Consider the following 19,119-nt stretch of genomic DNA (forward strand, 5'->3'; position numbering starts at 1 on the left):
AATTCCCCGGAGGACCACCCATGGCGTTCGGCTGGATCGACGAGCAGGCGCGGGTGCGCCGCCGCGCCGGACTCGTACGGACTCTGCGCCCCCGTCCGGCCGCTTCGCCGCTCCTCGATCTGGCGAGCAACGACTACCTGGGGCTGGCCCGGCACCCCGAAGTCACCGAGGGCGCGGCCCGTGCCGCGCGGGTCTGGGGCGGCGGCTCGACCGGCTCCCGGCTCGTCACCGGCAGCACCGAACTGCACGCCGAACTGGAACGGGAACTGGCCGAATTCTGCGGTGTCGAGGCGGCCCTCGTCTTCTCCTCCGGCTACGCGGCCAACCTCGCGGCGGTCACCGCGCTGGCCCCGCACGGCTCTCTGATCGTCTCCGACGCGGGCAACCACGCCTCGCTCATCGACGGCTGCCGACTGGCCCGCGGCGCGACCCAGGTGGTGGCGCACGCCGAGCCGGACGCCGTGCGCAAGGCGCTCTCGGCACACGAGGGCACGGCGATCACGGTGTCCGACACGGTCTTCTCGGTCGACGGCGACGCGGCCCCGCTCGCGGCGCTCGCCGCGGCCTGCCGGGAGCACGGCGCCGGGCTGGTGGTCGACGACGCCCACGGCCTGGGCGTCCTCGGCGACGGCGGCCGCGGCGCCCCGCACGCGGCGGGACTGGCGGGCGCCGACGACGTCGTCGCCACGGTCACGCTGTCCAAGTCGCTCGGCAGCCAGGGCGGAGCCGTCCTCGGCCCCGCCCGGGTGATCGACCACCTGGTCAACGCGGCACGGACCTTCATCTTCGACACGGGCCTCGCCCCAGCGGCGGCGGGGGCGGCCCTGACGGCCCTGCGGCTGCTGCGCCGCGAACCGGAGCGGGCGGCACGGGCCCGCGCGGTGGCGAGCGAACTGCACGCACGCCTGACCGCCGCGGGTCTGGAAGCGGTACGTCCGGACGCCGCGGTGGTCTCGGTGCGTGCGCCCTCCCCCGAGGACGCCGTGCGCTGGGCGGCCGAATGCCGCGGGGCGGGCCTGGCCGTGGGCTGCTTCCGTCCTCCTTCCGTACCCGACGGCATCTCACGACTCAGGCTGACCGCCCGCGCGGACCTGACCGGGGAACAGATCGAACGCGCTGTACGGCTGATCGGCGAGACGCGGCCATGAGTCGGCGTGACACGGCCGTGCGTCACACGATGACGGACTGAACGAGGACGGACTGATCAGAAACGGTCAGATGCGGTCGACCGTGGCCGTGAACTCCGCCCAGCTCCTCGGTGAGAAGAGCAGCGCGGGCCCGGCCGGGTCCTTGGAGTCGCGCACGGCGAGCAGTCCGGCCCAGGGCGGGGTGTCCGGACACGCGGTCTCGACGCAGTTGTTCGCGCCGGTGCTGTAGCTGCTGCGCAACCACCGCACACCGTGCAGTTCGATGCTTGAGGGGACATGACGAGGCAGTGCACGCATGGTGCCTCCTTACGCGCCGGCGGCTGTCCCGGCGATGAAATCCAGCGAGTCCTCGGGCGAAAGGGCGTGGATCTGAAGGGCGTTGAAGGCCTCCGTGTAGGCCTGGAGGTCTTCTTTCCGTTCGAGGTAGAGGCTACTCGTCAAGTGGTCGAGAACAACCACATTCAGATCAGAAGTGATCGAAAATGAGAAGATAACGAAAGGGCCAGTGACGCCGATGTGCGCTCCGGCGGCGAACGGCAGCACCTGGAGCCGCACTTGGGGCAGGCGCGCCGCCTCGACCAGCCGTTCCAGCTGCCGGGCCATGACCCCGGCCCCGCCCACCTCCCGCCGCAGCACGGCCTCGTCCAGGACGGCGCTCAGTTCCAGCGGCGGATCCCCGCGCAGCACGTCCTGCCGGGCCAGTCGCACCTCGACCAGCGTGTCGAGCCGGTCCTCCGACAGCCCCTCCACCGCGGCCTTCGTCACCGCACGCGCGTACTCGGGCGTCTGGAGCAGTCCCGGGACGACGGTGGTCTCCAGCGTGCGCATCGCGGTGGCCTGGGACTCCAGGCTGATGAAGTCGCGGTAGGTCGGCGGCAGCACCCCTCGGTAGGCGTGCCACCAGTGGTGCCGGCCACCCCCGTCGTCGGACTCCGCCAATACCAGGAGAAGCTCGCGAAGTTGGGAGTCCGCCACACCGTAGGCGTCGAGAAGTAACCGCACATCGGCCGGTTTCACCCCGCTCGTGCCCGTCTCGATCCGGCTGACCTTGGACTGGTGCCAGCCCACAAGACGGGCCGCCTCGCCGCTGGTGAGACCCGCCGAGGTGCGCAGCGCGCGCAGTTCGGCGCCCAGTTTCCGGCGGCGCACCGCGGGACCGTGCTGCATGGGCTTCTCCTTACTCCTTCCGAGCCACCCGAATACGGTCTCGCGTCGTAGAGTTCACCGCTTTGGGCGACAGATATATGCATATCTTGGTGGATCGCCGCCCTTCGCGGGTGTTCTGGTGGCACTCTGGCGGCGAAGCACCAGTCCGGGACCGTACTCGAACCATCCGCTCCGTGTCCGACTGCGGTCCCGCGGGAAAGGGACGATGTCGCCATGGCAGACCATTTGGAAACATCCGTCACTCTGCCGAGCGATCCCGCCTCGGTCTCCGCAGCGCGCGCCTACGTGGTGGACACGCTGGCGGAGTGGGGCCTGCCGACGGACACGGAAGTGTCCGACTCCGTCCGGCTGATCATCTCCGAGCTCGCCACCAACGCCGTCCAGCACACCCTCGGGCAGTCGCCCACGTTCACGGTGGACGTCGCGCTCGACCGCGACGAACGGCTGTGCATCGGTGTCACGGACAGCCACCCACGGTTGCCCAGACGGCTCCCCGCCGCCGTCCAGCAGGACAACGGCCGCGGCCTGGTCATCATCCGCTGGCTGACCGCCGAATGCGGCGGCAGGCTCAGGATCCGCCCCACGCGTGAGGGCGGCAAGACCATCTCAGTCGAACTTCCGTGGACCGTCCCGGCCCAGCCCATGACGGCGGCGGGACAGCAGGAGCCGTAGGCTCACCGCAGCGCGCCGGCCCCGAGCGCGTACTCCCACCGGCGCGACCGACGTCCGCGCCACCATCCCCGCAGAGCTTGTCACCGCCGCCGCAGCGACGCCTCTCGGCGCGACGCTCCTCCCCGGCGTGGTGCGGGGATCCTGACGGTGCCTTGGAGCGCCGCCTCCTCGACAGCGGGCTCCGGTTCCTCGCAGCCGCCGTTCGCCGCCTGCCGCAGCCCCGCCCGCCGCACCAGCCGGGGGAGCAGGCCCCACAGTCCGACGCAGACCAGGAAGGTCGCCGCCCCCGCGGCGATCCCGCCCGCCCGGCCGGTCGTCACGTCCACCACCAGCAGCACGGAACCGCTGAAAGCGAACACCAGCACGATCAGACCGGTCGTGGCCAGTCGCGAAGAGACCTGCACGATGCGGGGCTTCGCGCCCTGCTGGAAGAGCGAGCGGTGCAGCGCGGCCGGCGCCGTGAACAGCGCCGCGGCCAGGACCGCCAGCAGCAGCGTGCTGACGTAGGTGACGCGCTGGGCCGTGTCGAGGGACGAGAAGCGCGAGGTGAAGGCGAGCGACAACAGGAAGGCGAACAGGATCTGTACGCCCGTCTGGGTGACCCGCAGTTCCTGGAGCAGCTCGACGAAGTTGCGGTCGGCGCGCTGTAGTGGCGTCTCGCCGCGTGCGGTGCAGGGACTGTGCTCGGCCATGACGCGACGAGTAACCACTTCAGCCCGTGTCACGCTCCCGGCGTGCGGCGGCGCGTCTCAGTCGCCGCCGCACGCCGGGCGATCACTTCACACGCCCGTACCAGACGCTCTTGGTCCAGATCTTCTGCAGCCGCACCACGTCCCCGCTCTTCGGGGCGTGCCAGAGCTTGTTCTTACCCGCGTAGATACCGACGTGGTACACGTTCCGGCCCGAGTGGAAGAACACCAGGTCTCCCGCTTTGCGGTTCTGGGCGGAGATGTGGCGGGTCTTGTTGTACTGCTGGGCGGCCGTGCGCGGCAGCTTCTTGCCGACCTTCTTGAACGAGTACAGCGTGAGGCCCGAGCAGTCGAACCGGTGCGGGCCGGTGGCGCCGTACCTGTAGGGCGATCCCTTCTTGGAGGCCGCTATTTTGAGTGCCTTGGTCGCCGGCGTGGCTGCCGCTGCCTCGGAGGAGAAGCCGGGGGCCACGATCGAGCCGCCCACGGCGGCGATGGTGAGGGCCGAGGCCGTACCGGCCCGGACCATGAGCGACGGGACACGATTGAGCGCAGTCATGCGCAACCCTTCGTCAGCCGCCTGTGAAGGATGACCTGTCGGATTCGGGCTGGCGAAGTTGCCCGGCCGCTGACGCGGCTTCACCCCAAGGGCTACTCGGGCCCGGTCATGGCGTGACCGTCCCGGCGACCCGTCGTGCTTGGGTCCTCCACTCCTGCCGATCCACTCCTGTCGACCGGTCATCCAAGCGGCGGCAGGACTCGGCGTCCGCCCGGATCGCCCCGCCGCTGTGGCGGGGTCTTGTCGTCAGTCAGGGATCTTGACTGATGGTTGTCATGAAATCCCAACGGAACCGGGGATTTGTGTTGTTACTCACCACTCACCCGTTCGGGTGGACACGTCTGTGTTCGAGCCGGTGTCCACCACGCCGCGTACCGCCCGACCAGCGATGGAATGTCATATTCCGCCCGTCGCCGTGTGCGTCGCGCAACCGTGACGGTCCAAAAATTGGTGTCCCGTCTACTCCGAACAGCGGTACGTCGTTTGGCCCGTTTCGACTCAGGCCCGGACGTCACATCGGCAGAGCGAGCGTCCGGGCCGAGTGATCCGCCGGCTCCGCGTCAACCGACGGACTCCGGGGGCAGGGTGACGCGGGCGGTGCGGCGCTCGCCGTCCAGCACCCGCAGCGCCCGGGCCAGTGTGTCGGCGTGCAGGTGCGTCTCGCCCCGCTGGTGCATCAGGGCCAGCGCGTCACGCAGTGCGGTCGCCTTGCCGACCAGGGCCTGGGCGGCGCGCAGTCCGCGGTAGGTGTCGCCGTGCAGCGCCGGATTGATCCGGCCGAGCAGGTCCACGACCTCGAGGTAACGGTCGATCAACTCCGCCTCCGCGCGGGTCAGGGCGGGCAACGGAGGAAGTTCGGGCGGCAGCACCGGCGGCTCACCTTCCGGTCGGCGCGGCCATGGTGGCCTTGCGGTTGGGGACGATCCGGTCCACCAGGCCGTACTCCACCGCCTCCTGGGCGGTGAGGACCTTGTCCCGCTCGATGTCCTCGCTCACCTGCTCCCGGGTGCGGCCGGTGTGCCGCGCGAGCATCTCCTCCATGCGGGTCCGGATCCGCATCAGCTCGTCGGCCTGGATCGCCAGATCGCTCGCCTGTCCCTGGACCGGCTCGGGCAGGGCGGGCTGATGGATCACCAGACGCGCGTCCGGCAGCATGGACCGCTTGCCCGGTGTGCCCGCCGCCAGCAGCACCGTGGCGGCCGCCCCCGCCTGGCCCAGGCAGACCGTCTCCACGTCGCAGGTGACGTAGCACATCGTGTCGTAGAGGGCCGTCATCGCGTGGAACGCGCCGCCGGGGGAGTTGATGTAGAGCTGGATGTCGCGGTCCGGGGCCTGGTGCTCGAGGTACATGAACTGGGCCATCACGTCGTTCGCCGAGATCTCGTCCACCGGCGCCCCGAGGAAGACGATCCGCTCCTCCAGCAGCTTCGAGTACGGGTCCATCGTCCGTTGCCCGGAACTCGTGCGTTCGGTGAACTCGGGCAGCACGTGACGGGCGGACGGTCGGGTCATGGTGAACCCCTCCTCGCGGGCGGAGCTGTCTCCGGCGACAGCTTCCTCTGTAAAAAATGTACAGGACGTACGTGACGTTATGATGGGGGCATGGCCTACGAGATTCCGGTGACGCAAGCCAGGGCTGAGCTCGCCGACCTGATCAACCGCGTGGTGTACGCCGGCGAGCGCGTCGTCGTCACCCGGCACGGCAAGCCCCTCGTCGCCCTCGTCTCAGCCGATGACCTGCGGCGACTCGAAGAGGCCCAGGAGCTCGCGGAGCCCGCCGAGGAGCAGGTGATCAGCGCCGTCTCCACCGTCCGCGAGGTCGCGTCCGCTTCTCGCGAACGCCAGCGGTTCGGGATCGCGGCGGAGCATCGGGGGGCCAACCCGGCGTAGGCGCGGCGGATCTCGACGGGGTTCTCCAGCCTCGGGGCGTCGTGCTCGCAGGCCTGAAGGATCACAGCTCGGTTAACGTGTCTGAAACTCGGTCCCACTAGCCTGCCGCCACGCCACCAGGGCTTTTCTCCCGGGGCTGCGGCAGCCGGGCCCCGCACGGTCCGGAGCGAGGACTGTGAGGTGGGACGTGCAACTGACCCCGCACGAGCAAGAGAGACTGCTGATCCACGTCGCGGCCGACGTGGCCGAGAAGCGCAGGGCCCGCGGGCTGAGGCTGAACCACCCCGAGGCGGTCGCGCTCATCACCTCGCACATCCTCGAAGGCGCCCGTGACGGCCGTACCGTCGCCGAACTCATGTCCTCCGGACGCAAGCTGCTCACCAGGGACGACGTCATGGAGGGCATCCCGGAGATGATCCACGACGTCCAGGTCGAGGCCACCTTCCCGGACGGCACCAAGCTCGTCACCGTCCACGACCCGATCGTCTGACGGGGAGCCGCCGTGATTCCCGGAGAGATCCTCTTCGCCGACGACCCGATTGCCTACAACCAGGGCCGCGAGGTCACCCGGCTGACCGTCCTCAACGCCGCTGACCGGCCGGTCCAGGTCGGCTCCCACTACCACTTCGCCGAGGCCAACCCCGGCCTGGAGTTCGACCGCGCCGCCGCGCGCGGCAAGCGGCTGAACGTGGCCGCCGGCACGGCCGTGCGCTTCGAACCCGGGATCCCCGTCGACGTCGAACTCGTTCCGCTCGCCGGCGCCCGTGTCGTGCCCGGTCTGCGCGGTGAGACCGGAGGTGCCCTCGATGCCTGAGATCTCGCGTGCCGCGTACGCCGACCTGTTCGGCCCGACGACCGGCGACCGGATCCGGCTCGCCGACACCGACCTCCTGGTCGAGATCGAGGAGGACCGTTCCGGCGGCCCCGGGCTCGCCGGTGACGAGGCCGTGTTCGGCGGCGGCAAGGTCATCCGCGAGTCCATGGGCCAGGCGCGTGCCACGCGAGCGGACGGCACCCCGGACACCGTGATCACCGGCGTAGTGATCATCGACCACTGGGGGATCGTCAAGGCCGACCTCGGCATCCGCGACGGGCGCATCACCGGGATCGGCAAGGCCGGCAACCCCGACACCATGGACGGCGTCCACCCGGACCTGGTCATCGGCCCGGAGACCGAGATCATCGCCGGCAACGGGCGGATCCTCACGGCGGGCGCGATCGACGCCCACGTCCACTTCATCTGCCCGCAGATCGCCGACGAGGCGCTCTCGTCGGGCATCACGACCCTCGTCGGCGGCGGCACGGGCCCGGCCGAGGGCTCCAAGGCCACCACCGTGACCCCCGGCCCCTGGCATCTCGCCCGGATGCTGGAGGCGATGGAGGCCTTCCCGCTCAACATCGGCCTGCTCGGCAAGGGCAACACCGTCTCGCACGAGGCGATGCTGTCGCAGATCCGCGGCGGCGCGCTCGGCCTGAAGCTGCACGAGGACTGGGGATCGACCCCTGCCGTCATCGACGCCTCGCTGACCGTCGCCGAGCAGACCGGCATCCAGGTCGCCATCCACACGGACACGCTCAACGAGGCCGGGTTCGTCGGCGACACGCTCGCCGCGATCGCCGGACGGGGCATCCACGCGTACCACACCGAGGGCGCGGGGGGCGGGCACGCGCCGGACATCATGACCGTGGTCTCCGAGTCGTACGTGCTGCCGAGCTCCACCAATCCGACCCGGCCGTTCACCGTCAACACCGCCGAGGAACACCTCGACATGCTGATGGTCTGCCACCACCTCAACCCGGCGGTGCCGGAGGACCTGGCCTTCGCCGAGTCGAGGATCCGGCCGTCCACGATCGGGGCGGAGGACGTGCTGCACGACCTGGGCGCCATCTCGATCATCTCCTCCGACTCCCAGGCCATGGGGCGCGTGGGCGAGGTCGTCATGCGGACCTGGCAGACCGCGCACGTGATGAAGCGGCGGCGGGGAGCGCTGCCCGGGGACGGACGCGCCGACAACCGCCGGGTGCGTCGCTATGTCGCCAAGTACACGATCAACCCGGCGCTCGCCCAGGGCCTGGCCCGGGAGATCGGGTCGGTCGAGAGCGGCAAGCTGGCCGACCTTGTGCTGTGGGATCCGGCGTTCTTCGGCGTCAAGCCGCAGCTCGTCATCAAGGGCGGGCAGATCGCGTACGCGCAGATGGGCGACGCGAACGCCTCGATCCCCACGCCCCAGCCGATCCTGCCGCGCCCGATGTACGGGGCGATCGGGCGGGCACCGGCCGCCAACTCCCTGAACTTCGTCGCCCCCTTGGCCGTCGAGGACGGGCTGCCGGAGCGGCTGGGGCTCGGGAAGCGGTTCGTGGCGATCGAGTCGACGCGCGGGGTCACCAAGGCCGACATGCGGGAGAACGACGCGCGCCCGGATGTGCGGGTCGATCCCGACAGCTTCGCGGTGCACATCGACGGGGAACTGGTCGAGGCGGCGCCCGCGGCCGAACTGCCCATGGCTCAGCGCTACTTCCTGTTCTGAGGATGCCCTGATGTCACGAGCAGCGCTTCTCGTCCTGGCCGACGGCCGCTTTCCCGCCGGCGGCCACGCACACTCCGGCGGGGCCGAGGCCGCGGTCAAGGCCGGGCGGATCAAGGGGGCGGCGAGCCTCGCGGACTTCTGCCGGGGGCGCCTGCACACGGCCGGATCGGTGGCCGCAGCACTCTCGGCCGCCGCGGCGCTCGGGATCGACCCCGTCGCGCTGGACCGTGCCGCGGACGCCCGTACGCCGTCGCCCGCGCTGCGGGTCGCCGCGCGCAAGCTGGGGCGCCAGCTGATGCGGGCCGCCCGGTCGACCTGGCCGTCCGCCGAACTGGACACGCTGGCAAGGGAGTTCCCCAAGGGGGCCCATCAGCCGGTGGTGCTCGGACTGACGGCACGGGCGGCCGGGCTGGGGCCGGTCGACGCGGCGCACTGCGCGGCCTACGAGAGCGTGAGCGGGCCGGCCACGGCGACGGTGCGCTTGCTGAGTCTGGATCCCTTCGACGCGACGGGGGTGCTGGCCCGGCTGGCGCCGGAGGTGGACCAGGTCGTGGACCGGGCGGTGGAGGCGGCGCGGAGGGTCGTCGACGAGGGGGTCGACGCGTTGCCGGCCGGGTCGGCACCGCTGCTGGAGATCGGGGCGGAGGTGCACGCGGGGTGGCAGGTACGGCTGTTCGCGTCATAGCTGCACTCTGAACGCCCCGCAGACCATCTCCGCCCAGGGGCGCGGGGAACTGCGCGACCAGCCCCCACCCACCCGCACCCCGACACCCGCGCCCGCCACCCGAACCCGGTTGCCCCGAACCAGGGCCCGCCCCCAGGAGCCGCACATGCACCTCGACCACAACCACGACAGTTCCACCGCCGTAAGTGCCGACGCCCGTCGACCCGACGGCACCCGCAGAGCGCTCCGCATCGGCCTCGGCGGACCCGTCGGGTCCGGGAAGACCGCCACCGTCGCCGCGCTCTGCCGGGCGTTGCGGGACGAGTTGTCGCTCGCGGTCGTCACCAACGACATCTACACCCGGGAGGACGCCGAGTTCCTGCTCCGGGAAGCCGTGCTGCCGCCCGAGCGGATCACCGCCGTGGAGACGGGCGCCTGCCCGCACACCGCGATCCGGGACGACATCTCCGCCAACCTGGAAGCGGTGGAGGACCTGGAGGACGCCGTGGGACCACTGGATCTGGTCCTGGTGGAGTCCGGTGGGGACAACCTCACCGCGACCTTCTCCAAGGGGCTCGTCGACGCACAGGTCTTCGTGATCGACGTGGCCGGGGGCGATGACATCCCGCGCAAGGGCGGGCCGGGCGTGACCACCGCCGACCTGCTCGTCGTCAACAAGACCGACCTCGCACCGTACGTCGGCTCCGACCTCGCGCGCATGGCGGCCGACGCCAAGGCGCAGCGGGCCGAACTGCCGGTCGTCTTCCAGTCGTTGCGGAGCGAGTCCGGGGTGACGGAGGTCGCCGCGTGGGTGCGGGCGCAGCTCGCCGCGTGGACGGCGTGAGCGTGCACGGTGCCGGGGTGCGGTCCGTGGCGCGGATCGTCGCCCGGGACGACGGCCGGGGCGGGACCTCCCTGCCCGTGCTGGAGAGCGACGGACCCCTGGCGCTGCGGCGGACCAGGGCCAGTGGCCCCGAGGCACGAGTCATGCTCGTCGGGGCGATGAGCGGGCCGCACGGCGGCGACCACTTCACCGTGGAAGCCCGGGTGGAGGAGGGGGCCCGGCTGTCCGTCGGATCGGCTGCCGCCACCATCGCACTGCCGGGGCAGGCGAAGAGCGAGGCACGCTACGACGTGCGGATCGGCGTCGCCGACGGTGCCGAACTGCACTGGATGCCGGAGCAGTTGATCTCCGCCCAGGGCAGCGACCTGTACGTCACGACCCGCGTCGACCTCGCCGCCGCGGCCCGGCTCGTGCTGCGCGAGGAGCAAGTGCTCGGGCGCGTCGGTGAGGAACCCGGACGGCTGACGAGCCGTCTGACCGTGCGGATCGCCGAGCGGGTCGTGCTCGACCAGGAACTGGCCTGCGGGCCCGGCGCACCGGGCGGCTGGGACGGGCCCGCCGTGCTCGCTGGGCACCGGGTGGTCGGGCAACTGGTCGTCGTACGGCCGGAGTTCGCCGCCGAGCCGGTGACGGCCCGGGCGCTGGGGGAGGGGGCCACGGTCGTGCCGCTCGCCGGGCCCGCCGCGCTGGTGACCGCCGTGGCGCCGGACGCGCTGCGGCTACGCCGGCTGCTCGACGAGGCGCTGAGGTCCCTCGCGTAGACGCGCGCACGCCTCGCGTAGACGCGCGCACGGGCGTCCGTAGGGCAGAATCCCTTCTCCGTTTATCGGATTGGCAAAGAAGCGCGACGGGCCCTGTTCTCAGCAACCTCACAGCCGCGAGGATCCCCGTACTGATCGCAACGATGTACGGGGAGGTCCCCCTTGAGGGGTACGAGACCGAAGAGGCGGGTGGCGGCGCTCGGTTCGGCCGGAGCGTTCGTCACGGCCACGCTGATAGCCGGCGCCGTCGCGGCGCCCTCGGCGAACGCCAGCGCGGGCACCCGCCACGGCCAGGACCGCGAGGCCCGGGGCGCCGCGGTCGCCGCCGCCCGGGCCGCGAAGGCCGGTATCGACTGGCAGGACTGCCCCGCCGACTGGAACCTGGCCAAGCCGATCCAGTGCGGGTACGTCACCGTGCCGCTCGACTACGCCAAGCCGCACGGCAAGCAGATCAAGCTCGCCGTCGACCGCATCGGCAACACGGGCACGAAGGCCGAGCGGCAGGGTGCGCTCCTCTACAACCCCGGCGGCCCCGGCGGCTCCGGACTGCGCTTCCCCGCCCGGGTCACCAGCAAGAACCCCGTGTGGGCCGACGCCGCCAAGGCCTACGACTTCGTGGGCTTCGACCCGCGCGGCGTCGGCAGGTCGGCGCCCATCTCCTGCGTCGACCCGCAGGAGTTCGTCAAGGCGCCCAAGATGGACCCGGTGCCCGACTCCGAGGCCGACAAGCTCGCCCAGCGCAAGCTGGCCCGCGAGTACGCCGAGGGCTGCCACGACCGCAGTGGCGCGATGCTGCCGCACATGACCACGCCGAACACCGCGCGCGACCTCGATGTCATCCGCGCCGCCCTCGGCGAGAAGAAGCTCAACTTCCTGGGCGTCTCCTACGGCACCTACCTCGGCGCCGTCTACGGCACCCTCTTCCCGGGCCACGTGCGCCGCATGGTCGTCGACAGCGTCGTCAACCCGTCCCGGGACAAGATCTGGTACCAGGCCAACCTGGACCAGGACGTCGCCTTCGAGGGCCGCTGGAAGGACTGGCAGGACTGGGTCGCCGCGAACGACGCGACCTACCACCTCGGCACCACCCGTGCCGCCGTCCAGGAGAAGTGGCTCCAGCTGCGCGCCACGGCGAAGAAGAACCCCCTCGGCGGGGTCGTCGGCCCGGCCGAGCTGATCTCCTTCTTCCAGAGCGCCCCCTATTACGACTCCTCGTGGGCCCCGGTCGCCTCGGTCTTCAGCAAGTACGTCGCCGGAGACACCCAGGCGCTCGTCGACGCCGCCGCCCCCGATCTGTCCGACACCGCGGGCAACGCCTCCGCCGAGAACGGCAACGCCGTCTACACGGCCGTGGAGTGCGCGGACGCCAAGTGGCCCACCAGCTGGCGCACATGGGACCGGGACAACACCCGGCTTCACAAGGACCACCCGTTCATGACCTGGGCCAACGCCTGGATGAACCTGCCCTGCGCCACGTGGCAGGCCAAGCAGCGGACGCCGCTGGACGTCAAGAGCGGCAAGGGTCTGCCCGGCGTGCTCATCGTCCAGTCGGAGCATGACGCGGCGACGCCGTACGGGGGTGCCCTCGAACTGCACAAGCGGTTCAAGGGCTCCCGTCTGATCACCGAGAAGGACGCCGGTTCCCACGGCGTCACGGGGCTGGTCAACCCGTGCGTCAACGAGCGGGTGGACAGCTACCTGCTCACCGGCGAGCTGGACCGCAGCGATGTGACCTGCGCACCGCACGCCAAGCCCAAGCCGTAGTCACGGCCGAGGGGGCGGTCGTCGGCCGCCCCCTCAGCCGTTCCTTTCCGCCAGCCAGGCGTCCTCCGCCGCGTAGTCGAAGAGGTCGCCGTACGCCTGGACCATCTTCGGGTACGCCTCCCGCCAGTCCCGCCCGGCGAGTTGTTCCTCGATCGAGGCGATCGTCTCCGGCAGGGTGTCCGCGTACCGCACCACCGGCCGGTAGCCCAGCTCGCGTTCCGCCGCCGACATGTCGCACACCACGGGCATCGGCACCGACCAGGGCGTCTCGCCCACGCCGGATGCGGGCGGCGGACCGTCCACGAGCACGTCCTCGGTCCGCACACCCATCACCGCGTCGATCTCCGCCGCGATCCGGGCCACCGTCGGCGCGTCCGGGTCCACGGCGTTCAGGACGCGGGCGCCCGGCCGGGCGGCGGCCAGCCGGATCAGCTCGGCGATCGTGTGGACGCTCACCGGATGGAACCGGCTCTCGCCGCCGTAGGCGAGGACGCGCCGCCGTCGGCCGTCGAGGTTGCGCTTCACCACGTACAGCTCACGCGGGGTTTGGCAGTACGCCCCGTGGATGGCGCCCGCGCGCAGCAGCGTGGTCGGCAACCGGTCGCCCGCCGCGAGGAGTTCGCGCTCCAGCGCCGCCTTCCGGGTGCTGTACGAGGCGTCGCCCGGCCGCACCGTGCGCTGGGCCTCCGTCAGCGGCAGCGGGTACTCGGGAAAGCCCCCGGGCTGGTGCTGTGTGTCGAAGCCGCGGCCCCGGTCGTCCTCGTACACCGACACGCTGGAGATCACCACCGCCGAGCCGACGCGCCCGGCCAGCCCCGTCAGCTGCCGTGCGTGCCCGGCGTCGAACGCCACCATGTCCACCAGGACGTCGCAGCCGTCGCCGACCGCCGCGGACAGGGCCGCGGCGTCCTCCCGGTCGGCCCGCACGGCCTGTACGCCGTCCGGCCACCGAGGGTGCCGGCCGCCGCCCCGCGAGACGGCCGTCACCTCCCAGCCGTCCCGGGCCAGCGCCCCCACGGCCACCCGTCCGATCTGTCCCGTCGCTCCGATCACCACAGCACGTGTCATGCGGCGACCGTACGGCTGCTGGAGGCCGGGTCACCTGTGGTTCTGCCGAGAGCAGAGGCCTCACCTGAGCGGCATGCGCGGGAACTTCCGCTCCTTCGCGGCGGCGGCCTCCTCGGCCTTCACGACGGCCGCGTACTGGTCGACGTACTCCTGCTCGGACAGGGAGAGGATCGCGTACATGAGCTCGTCCGTGACAGCACGCAGGATGGCCTTCTCGTTCTCCAGGCCGGCGTAGCGGGAGAAGTCGAGAGGCTTGCCGAAGCGGATCACGACGGGGTGGATGTTGGGGATGACCTTGCCGGGCGGCTGGGCCTCGAAGGTGCCGATCATGGCGCAGGGGATGACCGGGACGCCGGCCTTGAGGGCCATCACGGCGACTCCGACCTTGCCCTTGTAGAGCCGGCCGTCGTGCGAGCGCGTGCCCTCGGGGTAGATGCCGAGCAACTCGTCCTTGCTCAGCACGCCGAGGCCCTCGCGGATCGCTGCCTGGCCCGCGTCCTTGCCCGAGCGGTCGACCGGGATCTGCCCCGCGCTGCGGAAGAAGAAGGCCGTCAGCCGTCCCTTGAGGCCCGGGCCCGTGAAGTACTCGGCCTTCGCGAGGAAGGTGATGCGCCGCTTGAGGATCGCGGGCATCAGGAAGTGGTCCGAGAACGACAGGTGATTGCCGGCGACGATGGCGGCGCCCTCCGACGGAACGTGCTCCAGACCCTCGATCCGAGGCCGGAAGACCAGTCGCAGCAGCGGGCCCAGCAGTACGTATTTCAGCAGGTAGTAGAACAAAGCGGGCGCTCCTCGACTCTGGCGGTGGACTCAACCGCCGCGTTCCAGCAGGTCAACCGGCGTGTCGTGGGGTGCCAGTGTAGGTGCAGGCACAGCCACCGGACACCTCGTGCGGCGGGACCTCGCCGATCCTTCACCTATTGACTGACGGTCAGTCAGGCGGGCGGGATGTCCGGTGGTGCTCATGCGGCTGGGGAGGGCCGCGGGACCAGCGTGCTGGTCCGTACGGGTGATCGGCAAGCCGAACCGGTGGCATGGCCGGGATACGAAGGGTGCCTGGCCAACCGCTGGTTCTTGCGGCCCTGCCGAGTAGTCTGCGCGGTATGCGGATCTCTGTTTCCTCGGACATGGACGAGCCCGTCGCCCGCGCCCTCGTGGCCGCGCTGCAGGGGCGAGGGTACGAGGTGCGCCCGCACGGTGCGCTGCGCCCCGGGGGCGACCCGCAGTGGGCGGTGTGCTCCGAGGCCGCGGCCCGCGAGGTCGCGGACGGGACGGCCGACCAGGCCGTGGTGTGCTGCTGGACCGGCACGGGCGCCTCGATCGCCGCGAACAAGGTGCCCGGCGTCCGGGCCGCGCTGTGCACGGACGCCTACACGGCCGACGGGGCCCGCCGCTGGAACGACGCCAACGTCCTCGCGCTCAGCCTGCGGCTGACGTCCGAGCCGCTGCTGACGGAGATCCTCGACGCGTGGTTCGCCGGCGAGCCCAGCGAGGACACCGAGGACCGGCAGAACGTGGACCGCGTCCGGATCCTCGATCACGGACGGAACCGGCTGTAGGACAACCGGCCCCTCATCACAGCCGCACGACGATCAGGGCGGTGTCGTCGGTGGCGCCGCCGGGTGGCAGCAGTTCCAGCAGGACGGTGTCGGCGAGGGTCTCGGGATCCTGGTCCCGGTGGACACGCAGGGCGTCGGCGAGCCGGTCCAGACCCGTGTCGATGTCCTCCCGGCGCCTTTCGATCAGTCCGTCGGTGTAGAGCACGAGCGTGGCGCCCGGCACGAACGTGGTCTCGGCCTGGGGTCTGGGGATCGGGTCCGGGCGGGCGTCGAGCGGCGTGTCCGTGGCCTGGTCGAGGAACTCCGTGCGGCCGTCGGGGTGGACCAGCACGGGCGGGGGGTGACCGGCGCTGCTGTAGGTGACGACGTGCCGGACGCAGTCGATGAAGGTCGTCACGGCGGTCGCCGACTCGGCCCCGTCGATCACGTGGGCATAGCGCCCCAGTACGTCCAGCGCCTGGGCGGGCCCTTCAGCGACCCGGGAGGCCGCGCTGAGCGCGCTGCGCAGCTGGCCCATGACACCGGCGGCCTCCAGCCCGTGCCCGACCACATCGCCCACGGCCACGCCGACACGGTCGCCGCCCACCAGATCGACCAGGTCGTACCAGTCCCCGCACACGTTGAGCGCACCCACGGCGGGGCGGTACCGGACGGCGGCCCGGTGGTGGCCGACCTGCCGGGGCGCGGGCAGCATTGCCTCCTGCAGGGCCAGCGCCACCTCCCGCTCCCGGGAGTGCGCCTGGCGCAGCCGGTCGTTGAGCTCCTGCAGCTCACGGGCGCGGGTGTAGAGCTCGGCTTCCAGGACCCGGGCCCGGCTGCCCCGGTTTCCCCCGGAGCGGCCCCGGGCCCGGATCAGCTCCGTGACCTCCTCGACGCGGTGCAGGATCAGCGCCACCTTGCCGTCGGGGCCGAGCAGCGGCGCGTTCACCGGACTCCAGTAGCGCTCCTCCCACTCCCCGGGCCGCTCGGGATCCTCGACGTCGTAGCGCTGCAAGGCCATGGTGTCGCGCTCGCCGGTCGCCAGGACCCGGTACAGCGAGGCCTCCAGGTTGCGCATGCCCGTCGCGGCCGGGTCGTTGGGGTTGTCGGGGAAGACGTCGAACAGGTAGTGGCCGATCAGCTGCTCGCGGGAGCGGCCGGACACGCGCACGAACTCCTCGTTGACGTCCGCGTACACGAACTCGGTGGTCAGCAGCGCCACCATGCCGGGCAGGGCCTGGAACACCGCCGTGTACTCGATCGCCGAATCCGTCATGGTCGCCTCACCACTGCCGGGATCACACCATTTTCACACGGTATGGCCGAACCTGGCCCGGGGTTTCACTCCGTGAGGTCCGTCAGCGACTGCTCAGCCCAGATGATCTTCCCGTCGGCGACGAACCGGGTGCCCCACCGCTGGGTGAGCTGGGAGACCAGCAGCAGTCCGCGCCCGCCCTCGTCCGTCGTACGGGGATGGCGCAGATGGGGCGCTGTGGCCCCGCCGTCGAAGACCTCGCAGACCAGGGCGCGCTCCCGGATCAGCCGGAGCCGGATCGACCCGGTGGCGTACCGGATGGCGTTGGTGACCAGCTCGCTCACCACCAGCTCCGTGGTGAAGACCAGCTCGTCCAGGCCCCAGTGCGCCAGCTGCCGGGTGGCCGTGCGGCGGGCGTCGGCGACGACGGCCGGGTCGGAGGGCAGCTCCCAGGCCGCGACCTGCTCGGTGCCGAGACGCTTCGTCCGGGCCATCAGCAGGGCCACGTCGTCGTACGGGCGCGCCGGGACCAGCGCGTCGACCACGGTCAGGCAGTACGACTCGAGCGGGCCCGCCTGTTCCAGAGCCCTGCGCAGCCGTTCCCGGCCGGTGTCGACGGCCCAGGTCTCGCCCCGGGCCAGCAGCCCGTCGGTGTGCAGGGCGAGCGTGCTGTCCTCCGCGAGGGACAGCTCGACCGCCTCGAAGGGCGGACCGCCCACGCCGAGCGGCGGCCCCTGCGGCAGATCGACGAACGTGACCGAGCGGTCGGGCGCGACCACGGCCGGGGCGGGGTGGCCCGCGGCCGCCATCGTGCAGCCGCCGTCGACCGGGTCGTAGACGACGTACAGGCACCCGGAGCCCACGGACGACGGCCGCGCGCCGTCAGCGCCCGCCGCGCCCGGTTCGACGCCCTCCTCCCGCGCCGACCGCGCCACCAGGTCGTCGAGGTGCCCCAGCACCTCCTCGGGTGGCAGGTCCAGAGCGGCCAGGGTCCGTACGGCGGTCCGCAGCTGCCCCATGGCCGCCGCGGCGTCGATGCCGTGCCCGGGCACCTCGCCCACGACGAGCGCGACGCGGCCGCCGGACAGCGGGATGAGGTCGTACCAGTCGCCGCCCAGGCCGGTCAGCTCGTCGGCCGGCCGGTAGCACGCGGCCACCTCGACGGCGTCCTGCTCGGGCAGCCGGTGGGGGAGCAGACTGCGTTGCAGGACGAGGGCGGCCTCACGCTCGCGGGTGTAGCGCCGGGCGTTGTCCAGGCAGACGGCCGCACGGGCGACGAGGTCCTCGGCCAGGTGCAGATCCTCCTCGTCGAAGGGCTCCCGGCGGTGGCGCCGGAAGAAGGTGGTGACGCCCAGGGTGGTGCCCCGCGACCGGATCGGCACGGTCATCACGCTGTACAGGTCCAGCTCCAGAAAAGTGACGGTCCGCCGGCCTTCCGGGAGGTCCGTGGCCCACTCCCGGGTCACCGGATCGAGCCGGTCCGCACGCCAGGAGCGTCCCGTGGTCAGGCTGCGGACCGGAGGCGACCCGGCCAGGTAGGTCGCGACGTCGCCGACCTCGAGGGCGCCCTGCGGGAGGTCGTCCTCCGCGGACCGCTGGCCGGCGCGGCGCAGTTCTACCGGCTCCGTGTCCGCGAGCGGCCCGGGAGTCGGCTCGGCGCCCCGCAGCACCGCCTCCAGCAGATCCACGGTGACGAAGTCGGCCACTCCCGGCACGGCCACGTCGGCCAGCTCCTGCGCGGTGCGCATGAGGTCCAGGCTGCGGCCGATGCTCTCGCCTGCCCGGTCGAGGAGCGCCAGCCGCTGCCGCGCGCGGTGCCGCTCGGTCATGTCGACGACCGTGTAGTACACGCCGATCGGATGGCCCCGGTCATCCTCGAGCCGGGTGAACGACAGCATGTGGGCCGTCTCGCGCAGCGGCGCCGACCGCACATGGCCCACGTGCTCGTACCCGACGACCGCCTCGCCGGTCTCCAAAACGTGCCGCATCTGCGCCTCGACCGCCTGGGCGTCCATGCCCGGCTGGACGTCCGCGAAGCGCAGGCCGAGCCGTCGTGGTGCCGGCCCGCCGCCGAACTGCTCCAGGGCGGCGTTGGACCACACGAAACGCAGGTCGGTGTCCACGATGGCGATGCCGATGGGGGCGTCGGCCACCATCTGCTCAAGCACCGTACGGCTCATGTACCAGCCGGGGGCGTCGGCCACCTTCGACAGGAGCACGAGCCAGCGCGAGCCGCCGTGCGCCTCCTCGGCCGAGGCGATCCGGGCCACGACCCGCACCGGCTGCCCGTTCTTGGTGCGGGCCGTCAGCAGCCCCGTCCAGCCGCCGTCCCTGCGGCAGCGCTCGACCAGGTCCGGCACACGCTCCGCGTCCTCGGCCGCCAGCAGATCGGACAGCTTCCTGCCGACCGCCTCGGAAGCCGGATATGCCAGCAGCCGCCTGGCGTCATCGGTCCAGCCCGTCACCACGCCCTGCGGATCGAGCAGCAGGGGCACGGCGTCGGCCACGTCGAACCGCCGCCGGGCAACGCCGTACTCCTCGTGTGCGCCCACCGGCCGACCTCTCTGTCGCT

General features: G+C 71.7%; 21 protein-coding genes. 11 read left to right on the forward strand and 10 right to left on the reverse strand.

The features are described 5' to 3' along the window. The first annotated feature begins 20 nt into the window (after positions 1 to 20). Entirely contained in the window at positions 21 to 1,148 is a 1,128-nt protein-coding gene (locus tag OG542_RS34920) for an 8-amino-7-oxononanoate synthase (RefSeq protein ID WP_328416104.1), read from the forward strand. A gap of 66 nt (positions 1,149 to 1,214) precedes the next feature. Here the strand turns inward: OG542_RS34920 and OG542_RS34925 are convergent, their stop codons facing one another. After that, positions 1,215 to 1,445 (reverse strand): DUF397 domain-containing protein, encoded by a 231-nt coding sequence (locus OG542_RS34925; RefSeq protein WP_193482199.1) that lies wholly within the window; start codon positions 1,443 to 1,445, stop codon positions 1,215 to 1,217. Positions 1,446 to 1,454: 9 nt separating this feature from the next. Further along, complete coding sequence (locus tag OG542_RS34930; RefSeq protein ID WP_328416109.1) at positions 1,455 to 2,315, reverse strand: helix-turn-helix domain-containing protein; 861 nt, start codon at positions 2,313 to 2,315, stop codon at positions 1,455 to 1,457. A gap of 213 nt (positions 2,316 to 2,528) precedes the next feature. On the opposite strand from OG542_RS34930, the gene OG542_RS34935 reads away from it, so the two are divergent. Then, positions 2,529 to 2,987: an ATP-binding protein gene (locus OG542_RS34935; RefSeq protein WP_328416111.1), complete on the forward strand. Its 459-nt coding sequence runs from the start codon at positions 2,529 to 2,531 to the stop codon at positions 2,985 to 2,987. An 80-nt stretch (positions 2,988 to 3,067) separates the two neighbouring features. On the opposite strand, the gene OG542_RS34940 is transcribed toward OG542_RS34935, so the two are convergent. The 4 genes from OG542_RS34940 to OG542_RS34955 form a co-directional block, all read right to left on the reverse strand. After that, complete coding sequence (locus OG542_RS34940; RefSeq protein WP_328416113.1) at positions 3,068 to 3,679, reverse strand: DUF6328 family protein; 612 nt, start codon at positions 3,677 to 3,679, stop codon at positions 3,068 to 3,070. A gap of 82 nt (positions 3,680 to 3,761) precedes the next feature. Beyond that, positions 3,762 to 4,235 (reverse strand): C40 family peptidase, encoded by a 474-nt coding sequence (locus OG542_RS34945; protein WP_184599246.1) that lies wholly within the window; start codon positions 4,233 to 4,235, stop codon positions 3,762 to 3,764. A gap of 560 nt (positions 4,236 to 4,795) precedes the next feature. Further along, on the reverse strand, positions 4,796 to 5,104 hold the full coding sequence (locus tag OG542_RS34950) for a hypothetical protein (RefSeq protein WP_193482203.1): 309 nt from the start codon (positions 5,102 to 5,104) through the stop codon (positions 4,796 to 4,798). Between the two features lie 7 nt (positions 5,105 to 5,111). Then, positions 5,112 to 5,747: an ATP-dependent Clp protease proteolytic subunit gene (locus OG542_RS34955; RefSeq protein ID WP_261683496.1), complete on the reverse strand. Its 636-nt coding sequence runs from the start codon at positions 5,745 to 5,747 to the stop codon at positions 5,112 to 5,114. Positions 5,748 to 5,837: 90 nt separating this feature from the next. Here OG542_RS34955 and OG542_RS34960 point away from each other — a divergent pair, with 90 nt between their 5' ends. The 8 genes from OG542_RS34960 to OG542_RS34995 all read left to right on the forward strand — a co-directional run bounded on the left by OG542_RS34960 (position 5,838) and on the right by OG542_RS34995 (position 12,686). Next, complete coding sequence (locus tag OG542_RS34960) at positions 5,838 to 6,125, forward strand: type II toxin-antitoxin system Phd/YefM family antitoxin (RefSeq protein WP_261683495.1); 288 nt, start codon at positions 5,838 to 5,840, stop codon at positions 6,123 to 6,125. A 187-nt stretch (positions 6,126 to 6,312) separates the two neighbouring features. Continuing rightward, positions 6,313 to 6,615 carry an urease subunit gamma gene (locus OG542_RS34965; protein ID WP_028808600.1) on the forward strand — a complete coding sequence of 101 codons (303 nt, stop codon included), beginning with the start codon at positions 6,313 to 6,315 and terminating at the stop codon, positions 6,613 to 6,615. Between the two features lie 12 nt (positions 6,616 to 6,627). Beyond that, positions 6,628 to 6,939, forward strand: coding sequence for an urease subunit beta (locus tag OG542_RS34970; RefSeq protein ID WP_311130110.1), 312 nt, complete (start codon positions 6,628 to 6,630; stop codon positions 6,937 to 6,939). Continuing rightward, positions 6,932 to 8,653, forward strand: a complete 1,722-nt coding sequence (locus tag OG542_RS34975; RefSeq protein WP_328416116.1) for an urease subunit alpha — start codon at positions 6,932 to 6,934, stop codon at positions 8,651 to 8,653. Before OG542_RS34970 ends, OG542_RS34975 begins: the two co-directional genes overlap by 8 nt. A gap of 10 nt (positions 8,654 to 8,663) precedes the next feature. After that, positions 8,664 to 9,338, forward strand: a complete 675-nt coding sequence (locus tag OG542_RS34980; RefSeq protein ID WP_328416118.1) for an urease accessory protein UreF — start codon at positions 8,664 to 8,666, stop codon at positions 9,336 to 9,338. Between the two features lie 145 nt (positions 9,339 to 9,483). After that, complete coding sequence (gene ureG, locus OG542_RS34985) at positions 9,484 to 10,161, forward strand: urease accessory protein UreG (protein ID WP_189724399.1); 678 nt, start codon at positions 9,484 to 9,486, stop codon at positions 10,159 to 10,161. Beyond that, entirely contained in the window at positions 10,149 to 10,922 is a 774-nt protein-coding gene (locus tag OG542_RS34990; protein ID WP_328418230.1) for an urease accessory protein UreD, read from the forward strand. The genes ureG and OG542_RS34990 overlap by 13 nt, the downstream gene beginning before the upstream one ends. A 162-nt stretch (positions 10,923 to 11,084) precedes the next feature. Continuing rightward, positions 11,085 to 12,686, forward strand: a complete 1,602-nt coding sequence (locus tag OG542_RS34995; RefSeq protein ID WP_328416121.1) for an alpha/beta hydrolase — start codon at positions 11,085 to 11,087, stop codon at positions 12,684 to 12,686. 33 nt (positions 12,687 to 12,719) lie between these two features. On the opposite strand, the gene OG542_RS35000 is transcribed toward OG542_RS34995, so the two are convergent. After that, positions 12,720 to 13,754 (reverse strand): NAD-dependent epimerase/dehydratase family protein, encoded by a 1,035-nt coding sequence (locus tag OG542_RS35000; protein ID WP_328416123.1) that lies wholly within the window; start codon positions 13,752 to 13,754, stop codon positions 12,720 to 12,722. A 60-nt stretch (positions 13,755 to 13,814) separates the two neighbouring features. After that, complete coding sequence (locus tag OG542_RS35005) at positions 13,815 to 14,534, reverse strand: lysophospholipid acyltransferase family protein (protein WP_328416125.1); 720 nt, start codon at positions 14,532 to 14,534, stop codon at positions 13,815 to 13,817. Between the two features lie 323 nt (positions 14,535 to 14,857). On the opposite strand from OG542_RS35005, the gene OG542_RS35010 reads away from it, so the two are divergent. After that, a complete protein-coding gene (locus OG542_RS35010) occupies positions 14,858 to 15,313 on the forward strand; it encodes an RpiB/LacA/LacB family sugar-phosphate isomerase (RefSeq protein WP_328416127.1) in 456 nt (151 codons plus the stop codon). A 16-nt stretch (positions 15,314 to 15,329) separates the two neighbouring features. On the opposite strand, the gene OG542_RS35015 is transcribed toward OG542_RS35010, so the two are convergent. Beyond that, the gene (locus tag OG542_RS35015; protein ID WP_328416129.1) at positions 15,330 to 16,568 is read right to left on the reverse strand and encodes a PP2C family protein-serine/threonine phosphatase; all 1,239 of its coding nucleotides are present in this window, start codon (positions 16,566 to 16,568) and stop codon (positions 15,330 to 15,332) included. Between the two features lie 65 nt (positions 16,569 to 16,633). Then, entirely contained in the window at positions 16,634 to 19,099 is a 2,466-nt protein-coding gene (locus OG542_RS35020) for a SpoIIE family protein phosphatase (protein ID WP_328416131.1), read from the reverse strand. Positions 19,100 to 19,119: the final 20 nt, after the last annotated feature.

The sequence above is a fragment of the Streptomyces violaceus genome (genome assembly GCF_036014075.1).
GTDB lineage: Bacteria > Actinomycetota > Actinomycetes > Streptomycetales > Streptomycetaceae > Streptomyces > Streptomyces violaceus.

Bases quoted from the DNA above. Each gene is read 5' to 3' on its own strand.
- OG542_RS34920 (WP_328416104.1), top strand. From the start codon at position 21: ATGGCGTTCGGCTGGATCGACGAGCAGGCGCGGGTGCGCCGCCGCGCC.
- OG542_RS34925 (WP_193482199.1), bottom strand. From the start codon at position 1,445: ATGCGTGCACTGCCTCGTCATGTCCCCTCAAGCATCGAACTGCACGGT.
- OG542_RS34930 (WP_328416109.1), bottom strand. From the start codon at position 2,315: ATGCAGCACGGTCCCGCGGTGCGCCGCCGGAAACTGGGCGCCGAACTG.
- OG542_RS34935 (WP_328416111.1), top strand. From the start codon at position 2,529: ATGGCAGACCATTTGGAAACATCCGTCACTCTGCCGAGCGATCCCGCC.
- OG542_RS34940 (WP_328416113.1), bottom strand. From the start codon at position 3,679: ATGGCCGAGCACAGTCCCTGCACCGCACGCGGCGAGACGCCACTACAG.
- OG542_RS34945 (WP_184599246.1), bottom strand. From the start codon at position 4,235: ATGACTGCGCTCAATCGTGTCCCGTCGCTCATGGTCCGGGCCGGTACG.
- OG542_RS34955 (WP_261683496.1), bottom strand. From the start codon at position 5,747: ATGACCCGACCGTCCGCCCGTCACGTGCTGCCCGAGTTCACCGAACGC.
- OG542_RS34960 (WP_261683495.1), top strand. From the start codon at position 5,838: ATGGCCTACGAGATTCCGGTGACGCAAGCCAGGGCTGAGCTCGCCGAC.
- OG542_RS34975 (WP_328416116.1), top strand. From the start codon at position 6,932: ATGCCTGAGATCTCGCGTGCCGCGTACGCCGACCTGTTCGGCCCGACG.
- OG542_RS34980 (WP_328416118.1), top strand. From the start codon at position 8,664: ATGTCACGAGCAGCGCTTCTCGTCCTGGCCGACGGCCGCTTTCCCGCC.
- ureG (WP_189724399.1), top strand. From the start codon at position 9,484: ATGCACCTCGACCACAACCACGACAGTTCCACCGCCGTAAGTGCCGAC.
- OG542_RS35000 (WP_328416123.1), bottom strand. From the start codon at position 13,754: ATGACACGTGCTGTGGTGATCGGAGCGACGGGACAGATCGGACGGGTG.
- OG542_RS35010 (WP_328416127.1), top strand. From the start codon at position 14,858: ATGCGGATCTCTGTTTCCTCGGACATGGACGAGCCCGTCGCCCGCGCC.
- OG542_RS35015 (WP_328416129.1), bottom strand. From the start codon at position 16,568: ATGACGGATTCGGCGATCGAGTACACGGCGGTGTTCCAGGCCCTGCCC.